The following is a 16,159-nucleotide window of genomic DNA, read 5'->3' as shown; positions in this document are numbered from 1 at the left end:
CTGTTGGCCTTTTTTCTGTAACTTTAACTTAAAGCTATATAACTAAATTTGTTTTAGCGTAGCTCACGTCGTAAAATTTTACCGACGTTAGTTTTTGGCAACTCATCACGAAACTCAACAATTTTTGGTACTTTATAACTGGTTAAGTTTTCACGACAATGACTAATCAACTCTTTTTCGGTTAATTTAGGGTCTTTACGAACAACAAATAGTTTTACCGCTTCACCTGAAGCATCATTTGGAACACCAATCGCGGCAGCTTCTAATACACCTTCATGACTTGCTACTACCTCTTCAATCTCATTTGGAAAGACGTTAAAGCCAGAGACAATGATCATATCTTTTTTACGGTCCACTATTTTGAAAAAGCCATTCTCATCCATGCAGGCAATATCACCTGTTGCTAACCAGCCATCTTTTAAAATTTCATCGGTAGCTTCTTGACGATTATAATAACCTTTCATTACTTGTGGGCCTTTAACCCACATTTCTCCAGCTTCACCAACATTAGCATCACTACCATCTTCTAAAACAATACGAATATCTGTTGAAGGTGCTGGTAAACCAATGGTGCCACTGTAATGCGCTTGGTTGTATGGGCATATAGTTACTAAAGGTGCACATTCTGTCAAACCGTAGCCTTCAAGCAAGCGTGTTTTCGTGATACTTTCCCACTTTTCAGCAACTGGGCGTTGAACAGCCATACCACCACCTAGTGATAATTTTAAATTAGAAAAATTTAGTTCACTAAAACCTGGGGTATTTATTAAACCATTGAATAAAGTGTTTACACCGGTAATCGCCGTAAAATCATATTTTGCTAGCTCTTTAACAAAACCAGGCATATCACGCGGGTTGGTGATCAATAAATTTGTGCCACCTAAAGTAATAAAGGTTAGGCAATTCGCCGTTAAAGCAAAAATATGATAAAGCGGTAACGCAGTGACAACCAGTTCTTTACCTTCTTCTAGTTGTGGTTTAATCGCCGCTTTAGCTTGCTCTAAGTTAGCAACCATATTGCGATGGGTTAACATAGCACCTTTTGAAACACCTGTTGTACCACCGGTATATTGCAAGAAGGCTAAATCTTCACCGGTAAGCGTAATCGCTTTAAATGAAAGCTTAGCACCTTTTACTAACGCCTTATTAAAATGCTCGGTATTAGCAAGATTGAAAGCCGGTATCATTTTTTTAACGTATTTAATTACACCGTTAACAATCGTACCTTTAACTGTGCCTAAGCGGTCGCCAAGCGAAGTCAAAATAACTTTTTCAACCGGTGTGTTATCAATGACTTTTTCCAAAATACTGGCAAAATTTTCAATAATCAAAATTGCTTTGGTATTGGAGTCTTTTAATTGGTGCTGTAATTCACGTGCAGTGTAAAGCGGGTTAACATTCACCACGGTTAAGCCAGCTAACAAGGCGCCAAAGAGTGCAATAGGGTATTGCAAACAGTTCGGTACCATAATGGCAAATTTATCGCCTTTCACTAAACCTAAATCTTGCTGTAAATAGGCGGCAAAACTAGTTGCCTGTTCAGCAAGTTCACGATAGCTAATTTCCGCACCCATATTAATAAAGGCAGAACGATCGGCATAAACCTTGGTGTATTTATGGAACATATCGACAATTGAAGCGTATTTATCAGGATCAATTTCAAATGGAACGCCAGGAGGATAACTCTTCTCAAGCCAAATTTTTTCCACAGTGTATTTCCTCTTTATATTTTTATTCTTAATTTGATGATAAGTTTTATCAAATTTTCACTGGTCAATCCAGTTAATTTAAACACTTGTTTAAATTAACTGGATAATTAGTAAAATTATTTTAGTTGAACTAATTGAAATTTACGCTTAATAACCTAAAAAAAACTGAATTAATTTTGTTGATTAGCTTAGCGATAGCCTTGCTAATCAACTTACTGATGAATAAACTCATTTATTAGCATAGCAGCATGCTCAGCTTGTTCCATGTGAACATGGTGTCCACCAATCAATTTATGTACTGATAGTTTTTTAAACAACGGGCCAAAGTGTTTTAGCCCTTCAGTGACCATTTCCATGCCTTTACTGCCATAAAGCAATTGCACAGGTATGCTTATATCTGCAACAAGCTGCTTCGCTTGCGCCATGCTTAGCCGATATGGAGAAGTCGAGCGTAAACGATTGTCAGAGCGCCAAATAAACCCAGACTCTGTTTGCTCAATACCTCGCTTAACAATTAACGCGGCATTAGCTTGGCTTAAGTCAGACACCAACACCCTCGCCTGAATCGCAGAATCAAGACTAGTATGATATTTTTTAACTTTAGTATTTTGCGATAAACGGCTTAACAAGCCTTTACGTAATTGTTTGGTTGTGGTCATTTCGTCGGACGTTAACAAACCGATGGAGTCAATCAATGTTAATGATTTCACATGTTCAGGAAATGCGGCTGCGAACGCAGACGCTACCATTCCTCCCATAGAGTGACCAACAATATCAATAGCTTGCCACTGTTGTGAGCGAAATATATTGATTAAGTCAGACACCCAATCTAAAAAATGATAATGAGCATCAACACTTCGATGATCAGATAAGCCATGTCCGGGCCAATCAATGGCAATAACATGATAGTTTGACAAATGTGGCATTAAGGGTTCAAAGCTCGCAGCATTGTCGAGCCAGCCATGCAAGCATAAAAGCAATTTCCCCTGCACATTACCATTACTTAAGCCGCTAATTTTTCGTCCATTAACATCGAATACTATTGTTTTAAATATGTTAGAAGTTGGCATGAAAATCCTTTAATAAGCCGACAAAGGTATAGCTTGTTTTAAATGAAGATAATGTTGTTCTAGAAGCTAACGTGTGCTGCGTAATGATATTTTACTGAGTTTGTAGGTTGCCAACAATGCAGCTAAAAACCAAATAACAACCCAAATTATTTCAGGAATATAGGTAATATCCGCTAAGGCTGCACCGTCGCCACGAGCTTGGCCATCTAGTAAATAAAGCGGACTCATCAAACTATTAAGTAAGACTAATAAACCTGTTACTTGTAATGATTTTTGCAAGTACTTTTGTGATGAATACTTTATTTTCGCTAGCACTAAAATAAGCAAAACTGAAACAATAAATAAGGTTAATAAATCTCTTACCCACAACAATATACTACTCGCTAATAACCCGACCAGCAGAATAGAACAAACCTGTGCAATTTTTTGATGGCTCGAAGCCAAGTAGAATAATAAAGTACCCCACAATATTGCGCCACCATAACCCATCAAACTAATAAAAAACGCTGAGCCACCACGAGTTGTACATAATCCAGCACCATTAGGAAATAATTGAATTTGAACGATACTCCCACCAGTTAACAGCGCGGTTAAACCGTGGCTAATTTCATGAAAATAACTTTCTAGCCATTTAAATGGAATGGATATAATTGGCAGTTGTAGAATAATTAACGCTGTTAATAACATCAGCCAAAATTTATATTTATGGCTAAAGCTCATAGTTGATTTTTCAGAGGAGGAATTAAATTTTTTATTCGATGAATCAGGCAAATAAATCAACACCAAAAACTTGTTGAATGTTATCACGCTGAGAAATAGCGCCAACAGACTGATAAGCAGCTACTGCTAGTTTATTTTGACTCGATGGCGCATCATAACCACTATTGTAGCTATTTTGCTGATTGTTCGGCGTAAAGCTTTGTTGTGCGTTGTTGCGACTATTGGACGGCGGCAATTGCTCACGTTCGATAAGTGCAATAGCCTGTTCATCAATATCAAGGCGTTGGCGCGCGTTAACATCAGATTGTGAACTTTGTGTTTTATTATTTTCAGAGGTAAGTTCTGCAGAGTTAAAATTCTCACGCGCAAGTGCTCTAGTACGTTGCTCTTGAGCTGGTACAGAGGTGCTGTTTCCCAAGGCTATGGCAGCTTGGGATGCTAAATTGACAGAATTATTGACTTGCATAAAAGTTAATTTAACAAATTCTCGTCAGGGTGAACACTACTTTTTATCAAACTAAACTCAAAGTTAATAAACCAGCGACCTTAATTTACATTAAATATAATTGGGTAGAGTAAAATCAGCCAATGTGAGTAGCTTATAAAAGAGCAATAATTAAAACTAAAGCTCTATCAAATTTGCGTTATCTTCCAGGAAGCTTTTTCCAAGAAACCGTATCGCGAACGTATTTAGGTTGTGCGTGTTCAGCGTCAACACAATGTTGAGCAAAATCCACTTGCCCAAGTGTTAACATAGCCACAGCAGTTGGAAACAAAATTTCAGGCGAATCAGCATTTGATTTTAATGCAGATAATTCAGGGTAAGCATCCCAACCTGTGCCAACACCATAAGCCGGTAATGCTAGGTCTTGATAGTACTGAGCAACAAACTCAGGTTTTAACACCGTTTCTTCAGTTTTAGCTTGCATAATCCCTTGTTCGTCAACTTCAAAGTAGCAGGTATAAACTTCTGACATGCGGGCATCTATTGCTGCAATAACTTTGCCCTCACCTTTATTGTCGAATGCTTGCTGAGCCATCGCTTGTAAAGTAGAAACACCCCGTGCAGACAACTCTGCTGAAAATGCTAAACCTTGGGTTACACCAATACCAATTCGCACGCCGGTAAAACTACCAGGGCCTTGGCCAAAAATAATACCGTCAAGTTCAGTTAGCTTAACATTAGCCTGCTTTAACACGCTGTCGATCATCGGCAGTAAACGCAAGCTATGTGACTGGGGACACAGTTCATATTCGCTAAACTGTTTATCATTATATTTAATTGCTACTGAACAAGCTTCAGTTGAGGCATCGATGGCCAAAAAATTCACGTCAAAAACCTTTTAAGATTACTTCGTTATTTATCGGGCGAGTTTAACATTATTTTATGTTAATCCCAGAAAACTTTAACACTGGCGGGCTTGAAATCTACTAGTGTGAACTAAAGCATGCTTTAATTGTGAGCAACTTTATTCGCGCGCTACAAGTTGTGCTAAAAATGTTGCTGCTTGGTTAACATCTCGACTGCGTTTCATATCAGGTAAGCTCTTAAGAAAAACTTCGCCATAAGGGCGATTAACCAGTCTGTCATCACATATAACAAGAATACCATTGTCATTCACATCACGAATTAAACGCCCTACTCCTTGTTTTAAAGCAATTACGGCTTGCGGTAATTGAATTTCGGCAAACGGGTCTTTACCTTGTCGTTTTACATCTTCACTACGTGCTTGTAACAAAGGATCGTTCGGTGAAGCAAAAGGTAATTTGTCGATGATCACACAGGTAAGTTTGTCACCGCGCACATCGACACCTTCCCAAAAACTTGCCGTAGCTAATAATATCGCGCTGTCTTGCTCAACAAACTCTTCTAGTAATTTTCGCTTACCCATCTGCCCTTGCACTAATAATGGATTATCAATGCTCTCGGTTAATAACTCAGCTACCTGATGCATAACACGGTAACTGGTAAACAACATAAAACACGCGCCAGCACAGGCTTCAATTAAGGGAATAGCAAGCTCACTTAATGCTTTAGCTCGGTTCATATCGTTAGCGGCAGGCAAATAACGCGGTATTATTAATTGAGACTGTTTAGCATAATCGAATGGGCTATCGAGTAATAAACTCGCTGAATCTTCAAGGCCTAAATGGCTAGAGAAATGTTTGAATGCGCCATCTACAGCCAGGGTCGCTGAGGTAAATATCCAGCCAGCACCTGACTCTTTCACGTAAGTGCCAAACTTATCTGCAACCGATAACGGCGTTTTATGTAACACAACATGGCGTGGCGTGGTTTCATACCAAAAACTCATGCCCATGGCATCTACATCGGCCATTATTTCATATTGACTTAATAAATTTACGGCTCGGTCAAAACAATTATCGATAGCCTCATTGCGAGAAACACAGAGTTTGATCACTTGATAAAGAAAATCTAAGTCAATTTTTAATAGTTTAAAAGCATTAGCAAATTGCTGTTGCTGATGCTTTTCTCGCCAGTTGCCACGTTCAGGATCATAATTAAATAACAAACGAAATTCTTGACTGGTTTTTAACAGTTTTTCTGCTGCCTTTGCCAGTTGTTTTACGTCAGTTAATTCTGTTCGGTAAACTTGTAAAACATCACTACAAAGATCAAGCATCTGCCGAGTAGAAAACGCCTCGCCAAAGTATTCACTGGCAATGTCAGCTATTTGATGCGCTTCATCAAAAATCATGACGTCAGCTTTGGGAATTAATTCACCAAAACCGCTGTCCTTTAGGGCCATATCAGCAAAAAATAAATGATGATTTACCACCACTAAATCAGCATCTATGGCTTTTGTTCGCGCTTTAATTAAATAACAATCTTCAATATTGGGGCAATCTTTTGCGAGACAATTATCAACCGTACTGGTAACGAATGGGAATACTGGTGAGCCTTCTGTAACATTAACCAATTCTCCAATATCGCCACTGTGTGTGCCATTTGCCCAAGCACGTACTTTGACAAAATCGGCTAATGTTTGCGCGTCAAGTTGGCCGCGCGATTGTTGATATTGTTCTAAACGATAGATACAAAGGTAGTTAGCCCTACCTTTTAATAACGCCACTTGCGCATTGCTAACAAGTGCTTTGCGAATTAAAGGTAAGTCTTTATGAAATAATTGTTCTTGTAGGTTTTTAGTCCCGGTTGAGACAATAATTTTTATCTGCCCGGCATTATTTTCCGCATTAGCTTTGTTAGCCAATAGTGCTGGAATTAAGTAGGCAAATGTTTTGCCAGTACCTGTACCCGCTTCAACAATGAGCGAACTTTTTTGCTCAATAGCTTTAGCGACTTCCAATGCCATATCAAGCTGAGCTTGGCGTGGTGAAAAACCATTAATGGCTTTCGCTAATGCACCTTGATGTGAAAACGCATGTTCAACAACACTCATGAGGGGTCGACATTGGTAAATTTGCGCTCATTATAATCATCATAGATAAAAATAACAGAAAAAATAAAGCAGATACTCTCTAATAAGGTGTTAAATAAAAACTCAATACAATATCAGTTAAAACGCTAATAATATCTTTGCAAAAAATAATATCTTAAACAGTTACTTTTGTTATACGAAAATATCTAGGTGCGGTTTATCATCTTTTTTTTCGGGTGTGGCCTCACTATCATCAAACACATCAACATGTTGGCCGGTATTATCTGTAGGCACGCTTGATGGTTCAACAGCTACTGACTCCGAGTGCTCTGGGTTTTCTTTTTTATCTGACGATTTTTCTGCTGGCATTTTTTTAAAATATAACGCTGGCTCTTCTAAGCCCGCAATGTCATCAGAAACAGCACTAGTTGCAGCGCTTTTCGCCAAGGCTTTAACTTTTAAGTTGACAGGCTTTATAGGAACGGCAACAACGCGAGTTAATGCCGTAGTAAAAATATCCATTATTGCCCCCTTTTGAAAATATAATATCTGTATGTTTATATCGGCTATTTTAAGTTAATCTTTAACATTGTAGCCTCAAGACCTTAGAACTAAACAATACTAGCTTAGTTCAAAATATAATATCGAGTTGAAATTAATCGCTTGCCCTGTCTCAAAAATCAACGTAGTGTTGGGTTTCAATTAAAGTAAGTACTTTAATTCAAGCACAAGATAGATAATTAACTTACACCATCGCTTACTAAAGCACTCATTGAGTAAATAAAATATGACTTTAAATCTGATTGCCATCCATCATCATCACCATACGGATTAGCTGCTCAGGTTTATTCGCTGAGGGGCTTTGAACCTTTCAGCGGTGTAAGATAAAAAATTAATTTCTAAACCCCCGAAAGAGTTCTCCTCTCTCGGGGGTTTTCGCATTTTTATGGCTTTAGAATTGTATATACATGATGTTTTAAGCACATTAAAAGCGACTAAATAGTATAAAATTTAATAGGAAAATAACATGTCAACAGAACCACGTTTACGTATTGCAATGCAAAAATCAGGTCGTTTGAGCGACGACACACAAGCGCTATTAAAGCGTTGTGGCCTTAAGCTTAATGTCTCTGATCGCCGCTTACTTGCTCATGTTACTAATATGCCGATAGATATTATGCGTGTACGCAGTAGCGATATTCCAGGACTCGTGATGGATGGTGTTTGCGATTTAGGCATAGTCGGTGACAATACCCTAGAAGAAGCCGCGTTAGAACGTGCCTTAATGAATCAAAAATCAAAATATATCCGCACTTCAGGTTTAAATTTTGGCGGCTGTCGTTTGTCAATCGCTATGCCAGATGGCTTTAATTACAAAGGTATAAAAAGCCTTGACGGCCTCAGGTTTGCAACCACCTATCCACAACTACTCAATCGTTACGCCAAGAAAAATGGTATCAACGTCGAGTTTTGTTTATTAAAAGGCTCTGTTGAAGTAGCGCCTCGTGTTGGCTTGTCTGACGGCATATGTGACTTAGTTTCAACGGGTGCAACGCTAGAAGCTAACGGGCTAGTTGAAGTAGAAGAAATCTTTCAATCAAAAGCATCATTAATTCAAACAGCCAGTGCGTTAGATCCTCACAAACAAGCTATTCTTGATACTTTGTTACCTCGTATTCAAGGTGTGATGAAAGCAAAAGAAAGTAAATACATTATGCTGCACGCTCCAAAAGATAAAATAGCCGAAGTTAGTGCACTTATGCCAGGTAAAGAAACACCTACAATATTACCCTTAGCTGGGCGTGAAGATCTTGTGGCTGTACACGTTGTAGCAACAGAAACATTTTTTTGGGAAACCATGGAGCAACTTAACGCTTTAGGTTGTAACTCTATTTTAGTAATGCCAATTGAAAAAATGATGGGCTAAACATGAGCATAAAGAACCAAAACACAGCCGAACTAAAAGACTTAATTGTTTGGGAAGATTTGTCTAGTGCTCAGCGCAGCTTTGCACTTGCTCGCCCAGCAATTGCAGAAAGCGGCTTATTATCACAGCAGGTAGAAAACATTCTCGCTAATGTCAGAGAAAATGGTGATAAAGCTTTATTTGATTTAACCGAAAAATTTGATGGCGTGAAACTTGATACGTTTAAAGTTACACCTGAACAGGTTGCCGCTGCAAAAACTAGATTAACGGTTAAGCGCCTAAAAGCCATTGAAACAGCTTACGGACAAATCAAACGTTTTCACCAAGCACAAATAAGTGAAGACATTCGTGTTGAAACCACACCTGGTGTGATTTGTACTTTAAAAACTGAAGCCATTGACAGTGTCGGTTTATATATACCGGCTGGCAGCGCGCCCTTACCCTCAACGGTGTTGATGTTAGGTGTGCCTGCTCAACTGGCAAAATGTCCACGTAAAGTACTGGTTTGCCCACCGAATAAGAGCGGTCAATTAGCCGACGAAATACTCGTTGCTGCTTCATTATGTGGTATTGATGAAATATATAGCGTTGGCGGTGCACATGCCTGTGGCGCGTTAGCTTTTGGTACTGAAACCATAGCACCTGTTAACAAAATCTTTGGCCCAGGTAATAAATATGTTACCGAGGCTAAAAAACAGTTGTCACAGCAAGTTAATGGTTTCGCCATTGATATGCCTGCAGGACCATCAGAAGTGCTAGTGATAGCAGACGCCAATGCTAATGCAGGTTTTGTTGCTGCAGATTTATTATCGCAAGCCGAACACGGACCAGACAGCCAAGTTATTTTGTTATCCGATAGCAGAGTCTTAATTAACGCCGTGCAATTAGCATTAGAAGCGCAACTAACCACCTTATCTCGAGCAGAAATAGCGCGCCAAGCTCTACAGCAAAGTCGCTTAATACTGACAAAAAACTTAGTTCAAGCCATTGAAATTTCAAATGAATACGGACCAGAGCATTTAATTATTCAAACCGATAATGCTCAACAGCTATTAACAGGGCTTCGTAATGCTGGTTCAATTTTTGTCGGAGCCTATACGCCAGAATCAGCTGGTGATTATGCCAGTGGTACTAATCACGTGTTGCCAACTTACGGTTATTCAAAAGTTATTAGCAGTTTGTCATTAGCTGACTTTTCAAGACGTTTTACCGTGCAAGAAATCACTCGCGAAGGTCTAAGTAGTTTAGCGGAATGTATTTGCGAACTCACCGATGCTGAAGGATTAGACGCACACAAACGCGCTGTCACCATTCGATTAGAAACACCTGCAGATGCAGATATTAAAAGTACGGAGGCATAAATGAGCATTGCAAACAAACTTGCCCGTAAAGAACTAATAGATATGGTGCCTTATCAATCAGCACGTAGACTTTATGCCAGTAGCGGTGCCATGCAAGGGAAAATTTGGCTAAATGCCAACGAAGCATCAGGCCCTGGTGTTTACCAAGTTAACAGTAACCGTATTAATCGTTACCCTGACTTTCAGCCAGAAAACTTGATTAATGCTTACAGTGAATATAGTGCGATAGCACCAGAAAACCTGCTAGCAACGCGCGGTGCTGATGAAGGTATAGAGCTGATCATCAGAACATTTTGTCAGGCCTACCAAGACAGCATTATAATTTGCCCCCCTACTTATGGTATGTATGCGATTAGTGCTGAAAATCACGGTGCCGATATTATAAAAGTTCCTTTAACAACAGAAATGTCATTAGACTTAACGGGGTTAAAGGCACAAGTAGGTCAAGCAAAAGTAGTATTTTTATGCTCTCCTGGTAATCCAACCGGTAATTTACTCTCGCAGCAAGACATTAAAGCTACGCTTGAGCTATTTGCCGACTTAGCCATTGTAGTGGTGGATGAAGCTTATATCGAATTTAGCCCAGAGCAATCAGTAGCAAGTTGGCTTAAAACTTATCCGCATTTGGTTATTTTAAGAACACTATCAAAAGCTTTTGCATTAGCGGGTTTACGTTGCGGATTTACCTTAGCAAATAAAGATGTCATCACAATGCTCAGTAAAGTGATAGCGCCTTACCCTATTTCAGCGCCAGTTGCCGATATTGCTAGTGAAGCATTAGCACAGCCATGCCTTGAAAAAATGAGTATTCGCGTGCAAGAAACTAACATTTTACGCGCTCAATTATCAACGTGGTTAAAAGAACAAAGTTGGTGCGACGAAGTATTTAACAGTGATGCCAATTTCGTTTTATTTCGCTGTCAAAGTAACGAACTAAAAGATTTTATTTTTAATAGTTTAGTAGCCCAAGATATTTTAATACGCGACCAATCCAAACAGCAAAACTTAGCTAACTGTTTACGCATTAGCATTGGCAGTGAACGAGAACTTTCACTATTACAGCAAACTATTACCCATAGTTTTACTACGACAACAGCCCAAACGCTGGCACAAGAGAATTAATATGAGCCAAGAAAATATTTTATTTATCGACCGAGACGGTACCTTAATTGAAGAGCCAATTACTGATAAACAAGTCGATAGCTTAGAGAAGTTAGTGTTTGAACCTAACGTAATCCCAGTGTTAATAGCCTTAAAGAAAAAAGGCTTTCGTTTGGTAATGGTGTCGAACCAAGATGGTTTAGGCACGACCAGCTATCCGCAAAAAGATTTTGACTTACCCCATGATAAAATGATGGCCATGTTTGCCTCACAAGGTATTACCTTTGATGAAGTATTACTTTGCCCTCATTTTGAATCAGACAATTGTAGTTGTCGTAAACCTAAATTAGGTTTGGTTAGCGACTATTTACAGCAAGGTAAAGTTAACTTTGCCAACTCTTATGTTATTGGCGATCGCGACACCGATGTTGCCCTTGCCAAAAATATGGGTATTAAAGCGATTAAATATGACCGTCAAACCCTTAATTGGGATGACATTGCTGAACAACTACTGACCAGTTCAAGAGTTGCAAAAGTGGTTCGCACAACCAAAGAAACAAATATCAAGGTGGCTATTAACCTAGATAAAGTCGGTGATATCAAAATCAAAACCGGTTTAGGATTTTTCGATCACATGCTTGAACAAATTGCTGCACATGGCGGCTTTAGCATGCAAGTAGATGTTGATGGTGACTATCATATTGATGAACACCACAGCGTTGAAGACACCGCTTTAGCCTTAGGCCAAGCACTTAAACAAGCCTTAGGTGACAAACGTGGTATCGGCCGCTTTGGCTTTGTTTTGCCCATGGACGAATGTCGCGCCGAATGTTCGATTGATCTTTCTGGTCGTCCTTGGTTAGAGTTTGACGCGAACTTTACCGATAATAGGGTTGGGCAAATGTCGACACAAATGGTCTCGCACTTTTTCCGCTCATTAGCTGATTCCATGGCAATCACACTGCACCTTTCAACCACTGAAGGCAATTGTCATCACCAAGTTGAGAGCTTATTTAAAGTTTTCGGTCGTGCTCTTCGCCAAGCAATAACCGTTGCTGGTGACGATTTACCTAGCACCAAGGGATGCCTGTAGTATGAGCGAAAACAAGCAAGCTAACTTTGTCATTGTTGATACCGGTTGTGCAAACCTAGCCTCAGTTAAGTTTGCCGTAGAACGTTTAGGCTTTGTTATCACTATTACTGATGATATTAATATCATTAAAAGTGCCGATAAAGTTATTTTACCTGGTGTTGGCAGTGCTCGCCACGCAATGGAAAATATCAAAGCAAAAGGTTTAGTGGCGACGTTGCAGCAACTTACCCAGCCGGTATTAGGTTTTTGTCTAGGCATGCAGTTAATGGCGCGCACGTCTGTTGAAGGCGCAGGTAAAGATGAAGTGGTGCAATGTTTAGGTTTAATTTCTACCGATATTACGCCGCTGCAAGCGAACAATTTACGCCTGCCGCACATGGGTTGGAACACCTTAACGCAAGTTAGCGACCATCCCATATTCAAAGGTATTAAGGCTGAAGATTACTTCTACTTTGTACATAGCTTTGCCGCGCCCATTTCTGAATATACCCTTGCTCGCTGTCAATATGGTAGTGAGTTTTCTGCCGCCATTGCAAAAGACAACTTTATTGGTTGTCAATTTCATCCAGAACGCTCAAGCGCGCTTGGCAGTAAAATAATTAAAAATTTTTTGGAGATGTAAGTCATGATGATCCCAGCAATTGATTTAATCGACGGCGAAGTAGTCCGATTATTTCAAGGTGATTACCAACAAAAAACTAACTATCAATACACCGCAAAAGAACGACAAAACGTTTACGCAAAAGCCGGTGCGACCGTTATGCACTTTGTTGATTTAGACGGTGCAAAAGATAGTAATAAACGCCAATTAGCATTACTTGAAACATTAGTTAAGCATGACAGCATGATTATTCAAGTGGGTGGCGGTGTGCGTTGTAAAGAAGATGTTCAACAACTTCTTAGCTTAGGTGCAGACCGTGTTGTTATTGGCTCACTGGCGATAAAAGAACCTGACTTAGTGCGCACATGGATAACAGAGTTTGGTGGTGAACGTATCGTGCTAGCACTAGATGTAAAAATTGATGTGATGGGTAATAAAACCTTACCGACGCACGGTTGGATAAAAGACAGTGGCGTTAATTTAGAAGCATTATTAGATGACTACATAGCCGCCGGTTTATTACATGTACTTTGTACTGACATCAGCAAAGACGGCACGCTTACGGGCAGCAATGTGGGTATGTATCAAGAACTGTGTCAACAATACCCTAGCATAAAGTGGCAAGCTTCTGGCGGCATTGGTTCATTAGATGACATTAAAGCGCTGATCCCAACCGGTGTTGATGGTGTAATTCTCGGTCGTTCATTACTTGAAGGTAAGTTTACCTTAGAGGAGGCAATCGCATGCTGGCCAAACGCATAGTTTATTTTCTTAAATACATAGTCGCTTGTCTTGATGTTCACGACGGTAAGGCGGTTAATATAGGTATTGCTGTTCAGTTTCGTAGTGTCGAAATTAAGGAGTTAGTACAATGTTAGCCAAACGAATTATTCCCTGCCTTGATGTTCGCGATGGCAAGGTTGTCAAAGGTGTACAATTTCGTAATCATGAGATTATCGGTGACATAGTTCCCCTTGCACAAAAGTACGCTGAAGCCGGTGCCGACGAACTAGTTTTTTACGATATTACTGCCAGCTCAGACGATCGCGTGGTCGATAAAAGCTGGGTTAGCCGTATTGCTCAAGTTATTGATATTCCCTTTTGTGTCGCTGGCGGCATAAAAACCGAAGAAGATGCTAAGCAAATTTTAATGATGGGCGCCGATAAAATTTCCATCAATTCGCCTGCATTAAGAGATCCAAGTTTAATCTCACGCTTAGCTGATATTTTTGGCCAACAATGTATTGTGGTTGGTGTTGATAGCTTTTTCAATCAAGACGCGAACAATGGCGAAGGTGAATATCAAGTTTACCAATTTACTGGTGATGAAACGCGCACGCAAAAAACAAAATGGCGCACCTTAGATTGGATACAAGAAGTACAAAAATTAGGTGCGGGTGAAATTGTACTCAATTGTATGAATCAAGACGGTGTTCGCCAAGGCTATGATATTAAACAGCTTAAACAAGTGAGAGATTTGTGTAATGTACCACTTATCGCTTCTGGCGGTGCGGGTGAAATCTCCCATTTTGTTGATGTTTTTCAACAAGCAGATGTTGACGGTGCACTCGCTGCCAGTGTTTTCCATAAAGGTATTATCCCCATGGACGAATTAAAGCAAACCCTTAAAAATGAAAAAATTGAGATCCGATTATGTTAATTACACAAGATAATATAAACCAACTGGCATGGGATAAAATGTCGGGCATGATCCCAGCAATAATTCAGCATCAAGATACCGGCGCGGTTTTAATGCAAGGCTATATGAATGTTGAGGCTTTAGAAAAAACATTAAGCTCAGGCTTAGCGACATTTTACAGCCGCGCTAAACAAGCACTTTGGTGCAAAGGCGAAACTAGTGGTAACTATTTAAAGGTAAGCCAAGTAGTAACCGATTGTGATCAAGACAGTTTGCTTATCGCTTGTAGACCACAAGGCCCTACTTGTCATTTAGGCACAGAGTCTTGCTTTCCTGAACAAACCATAAGCCAACAAAACTTTCTCAGTCAACTTGAACAAGTTATTGCCAGTCGTAAAAATGATGCCCCAGAAGATAGTTATACCGCACATTTATTTTCACGAGGCACCACTAAAATTGCGCAAAAAGTTGGCGAAGAAGGCGTAGAAGTTGCGCTAGCTGCTGTGGCTGAAACCAAAGAAGATTTATTGGGTGAATGTGCTGACTTGTTTTATCACACCTTAGTACTATTACAAGACCAAAATATTGACCTAAGTGAGGTAATGGAAGTATTACAGGCACGACATCAAAAAAAATAAATGACGAGTTAAAAACGACTATGACACCGGTTTACTGGTATTTGTGCTCTTGATGATCATAAGAAATAAATCAAGGCAGGCGTTAAATTACCCAATAGTTGACTTTTGGGCTTGAGAGCAACGCTGCCTTGAGGTATTTTTACTTGTAAAAGTGGCCAATAATTTAGTCATATTGGTATTAGGATCAGTCAGTTTTAAGTAATGTGAGAAATACCGCTAAAATTTCAAGTCTGCGATATAAATATCTTCCCTATAGCAAAGCTCATATCACACTAGCATTATTTTAGCGATCGATGATTGACTCAAGTACTTATTGACTATATCAGCGTCTAAAGACTCCCCAAAAAACAGTCAGCCGCTAGCTAAAAGTGTGTCATATAATTCAAAACGACATTGTATAGGCTTTTAAAGCACCACTGAGGATTAGCAAATAATATTTAAATATTATTTGCTTAAGAAGTAGCTTAGATAATAATCACTCACACTTGAAAGATTTATTATGTGAAAACATTATAGTGCATCAGAGGTTAGAGCCACAGCTTACCAAAAGAATTTGAACCCCATATACTACCGCATGGCTATATTTTATTTATTGACCAAGCCATCTTCAAAAAGTATTAAAATACTGAATACTCAAAACTTAACATCAATCAATACAAACAAGAAATAATTGATTATTTAAATCAAAAGCGCTTGGGCGCGCTTTATGAAAACTAGTAAAATAAACATCGATTAATTGCACGACTTCAGCTTAGGCTAGTCATTTCTGCCTAACATCGTTGCTGTGTTTAATCTTCAAATTTGCTGTTGTAGACAAAGCGTAAACAATGACAAAAATCACATTAAAATAACATTCAAATAACATTCAAATAACATTCAAATAACATTCAAGTAACACT

The 16,159-nt window shown here is 39.3% G+C and carries 15 protein-coding genes and 1 other annotated feature; of the genes, 8 read left to right on the top strand and 7 right to left on the bottom strand.

What is annotated here, in order from left to right:
- Positions 1-53 precede the first annotated feature (53 nt).
- The 7 genes from fadD to H4J38_RS11425 all read right to left on the bottom strand — a co-directional run bounded on the left by fadD (position 54) and on the right by H4J38_RS11425 (position 7,422).
- Positions 54-1,709 carry a long-chain-fatty-acid--CoA ligase FadD gene (gene fadD / locus H4J38_RS11455; protein WP_182131923.1) on the bottom strand — a complete coding sequence of 552 codons (1,656 nt, stop codon included), beginning with the start codon at positions 1,707-1,709 and terminating at the stop codon, positions 54-56.
- 212 nt (positions 1,710-1,921) lie between these two features.
- On the bottom strand, positions 1,922-2,779 hold the full coding sequence (locus H4J38_RS11450) for an alpha/beta fold hydrolase (RefSeq protein ID WP_182131922.1): 858 nt from the start codon (positions 2,777-2,779) through the stop codon (positions 1,922-1,924).
- 66 nt (positions 2,780-2,845) lie between these two features.
- Positions 2,846-3,550 carry a M50 family metallopeptidase gene (locus H4J38_RS11445; RefSeq protein ID WP_259365501.1) on the bottom strand — a complete coding sequence of 235 codons (705 nt, stop codon included), beginning with the start codon at positions 3,548-3,550 and terminating at the stop codon, positions 2,846-2,848.
- Positions 3,543-3,965, bottom strand: a complete 423-nt coding sequence (locus tag H4J38_RS11440; RefSeq protein ID WP_182131921.1) for a hypothetical protein — start codon at positions 3,963-3,965, stop codon at positions 3,543-3,545. Before H4J38_RS11440 ends, H4J38_RS11445 begins: the two co-directional genes overlap by 8 nt.
- Before the next feature lie 178 nt (positions 3,966-4,143).
- Positions 4,144-4,830 (bottom strand): tRNA (adenosine(37)-N6)-threonylcarbamoyltransferase complex dimerization subunit type 1 TsaB, encoded by a 687-nt coding sequence (gene tsaB, locus H4J38_RS11435; protein WP_182131920.1) that lies wholly within the window; start codon positions 4,828-4,830, stop codon positions 4,144-4,146.
- Between the two features lie 138 nt (positions 4,831-4,968).
- Positions 4,969-6,921, bottom strand: coding sequence for an ATP-dependent DNA helicase (locus H4J38_RS11430; RefSeq protein ID WP_182131919.1), 1,953 nt, complete (start codon positions 6,919-6,921; stop codon positions 4,969-4,971).
- A 171-nt stretch (positions 6,922-7,092) separates the two neighbouring features.
- Positions 7,093-7,422 carry a hypothetical protein gene (locus H4J38_RS11425; protein ID WP_182131918.1) on the bottom strand — a complete coding sequence of 110 codons (330 nt, stop codon included), beginning with the start codon at positions 7,420-7,422 and terminating at the stop codon, positions 7,093-7,095.
- Between the two features lie 288 nt (positions 7,423-7,710).
- Positions 7,711-7,842 (top strand) — a sequence feature (His leader region).
- Between the two features lie 85 nt (positions 7,843-7,927).
- On the opposite strand from H4J38_RS11425, the gene hisG reads away from it, so the two are divergent.
- The 8 genes from hisG (at position 7,928) to hisIE (ending at position 15,260) form a co-directional block, all read left to right on the top strand.
- On the top strand, positions 7,928-8,827 hold the full coding sequence (gene hisG / locus H4J38_RS11420) for an ATP phosphoribosyltransferase (protein WP_182131917.1): 900 nt from the start codon (positions 7,928-7,930) through the stop codon (positions 8,825-8,827).
- A 2-nt stretch (positions 8,828-8,829) separates the two neighbouring features.
- Complete coding sequence (hisD, locus tag H4J38_RS11415; RefSeq protein ID WP_182131916.1) at positions 8,830-10,188, top strand: histidinol dehydrogenase; 1,359 nt, start codon at positions 8,830-8,832, stop codon at positions 10,186-10,188.
- A complete protein-coding gene (gene hisC, locus H4J38_RS11410; RefSeq protein WP_182131915.1) occupies positions 10,189-11,310 on the top strand; it encodes a histidinol-phosphate transaminase in 1,122 nt (373 codons plus the stop codon).
- Between the two features lies 1 nt (position 11,311).
- Positions 11,312-12,382, top strand: a complete 1,071-nt coding sequence (gene hisB, locus H4J38_RS11405) for a bifunctional histidinol-phosphatase/imidazoleglycerol-phosphate dehydratase HisB (protein WP_182131914.1) — start codon at positions 11,312-11,314, stop codon at positions 12,380-12,382.
- Between the two features lies 1 nt (position 12,383).
- Complete coding sequence (gene hisH, locus H4J38_RS11400) at positions 12,384-13,004, top strand: imidazole glycerol phosphate synthase subunit HisH (RefSeq protein WP_182131913.1); 621 nt, start codon at positions 12,384-12,386, stop codon at positions 13,002-13,004.
- Between the two features lie 3 nt (positions 13,005-13,007).
- Positions 13,008-13,745, top strand: coding sequence for a 1-(5-phosphoribosyl)-5-[(5-phosphoribosylamino)methylideneamino]imidazole-4-carboxamide isomerase (hisA, locus tag H4J38_RS11395; protein ID WP_182131912.1), 738 nt, complete (start codon positions 13,008-13,010; stop codon positions 13,743-13,745).
- A gap of 109 nt (positions 13,746-13,854) precedes the next feature.
- The gene (gene hisF, locus H4J38_RS11390) at positions 13,855-14,643 is read left to right on the top strand and encodes an imidazole glycerol phosphate synthase subunit HisF (RefSeq protein ID WP_182131911.1); all 789 of its coding nucleotides are present in this window, start codon (positions 13,855-13,857) and stop codon (positions 14,641-14,643) included.
- Complete coding sequence (gene hisIE / locus H4J38_RS11385; RefSeq protein ID WP_182131910.1) at positions 14,637-15,260, top strand: bifunctional phosphoribosyl-AMP cyclohydrolase/phosphoribosyl-ATP diphosphatase HisIE; 624 nt, start codon at positions 14,637-14,639, stop codon at positions 15,258-15,260. The genes hisF and hisIE overlap by 7 nt, the downstream gene beginning before the upstream one ends.
- The last annotated feature ends 899 nt before the right edge of the window (positions 15,261-16,159 follow it).

It is taken from the genome of Colwellia sp. BRX10-3, from assembly GCF_014077505.1.
Classification (GTDB): domain Bacteria; phylum Pseudomonadota; class Gammaproteobacteria; order Enterobacterales; family Alteromonadaceae; genus Cognaticolwellia.
This window is presented reverse-complemented; position numbering and strand designations above follow the sequence as displayed.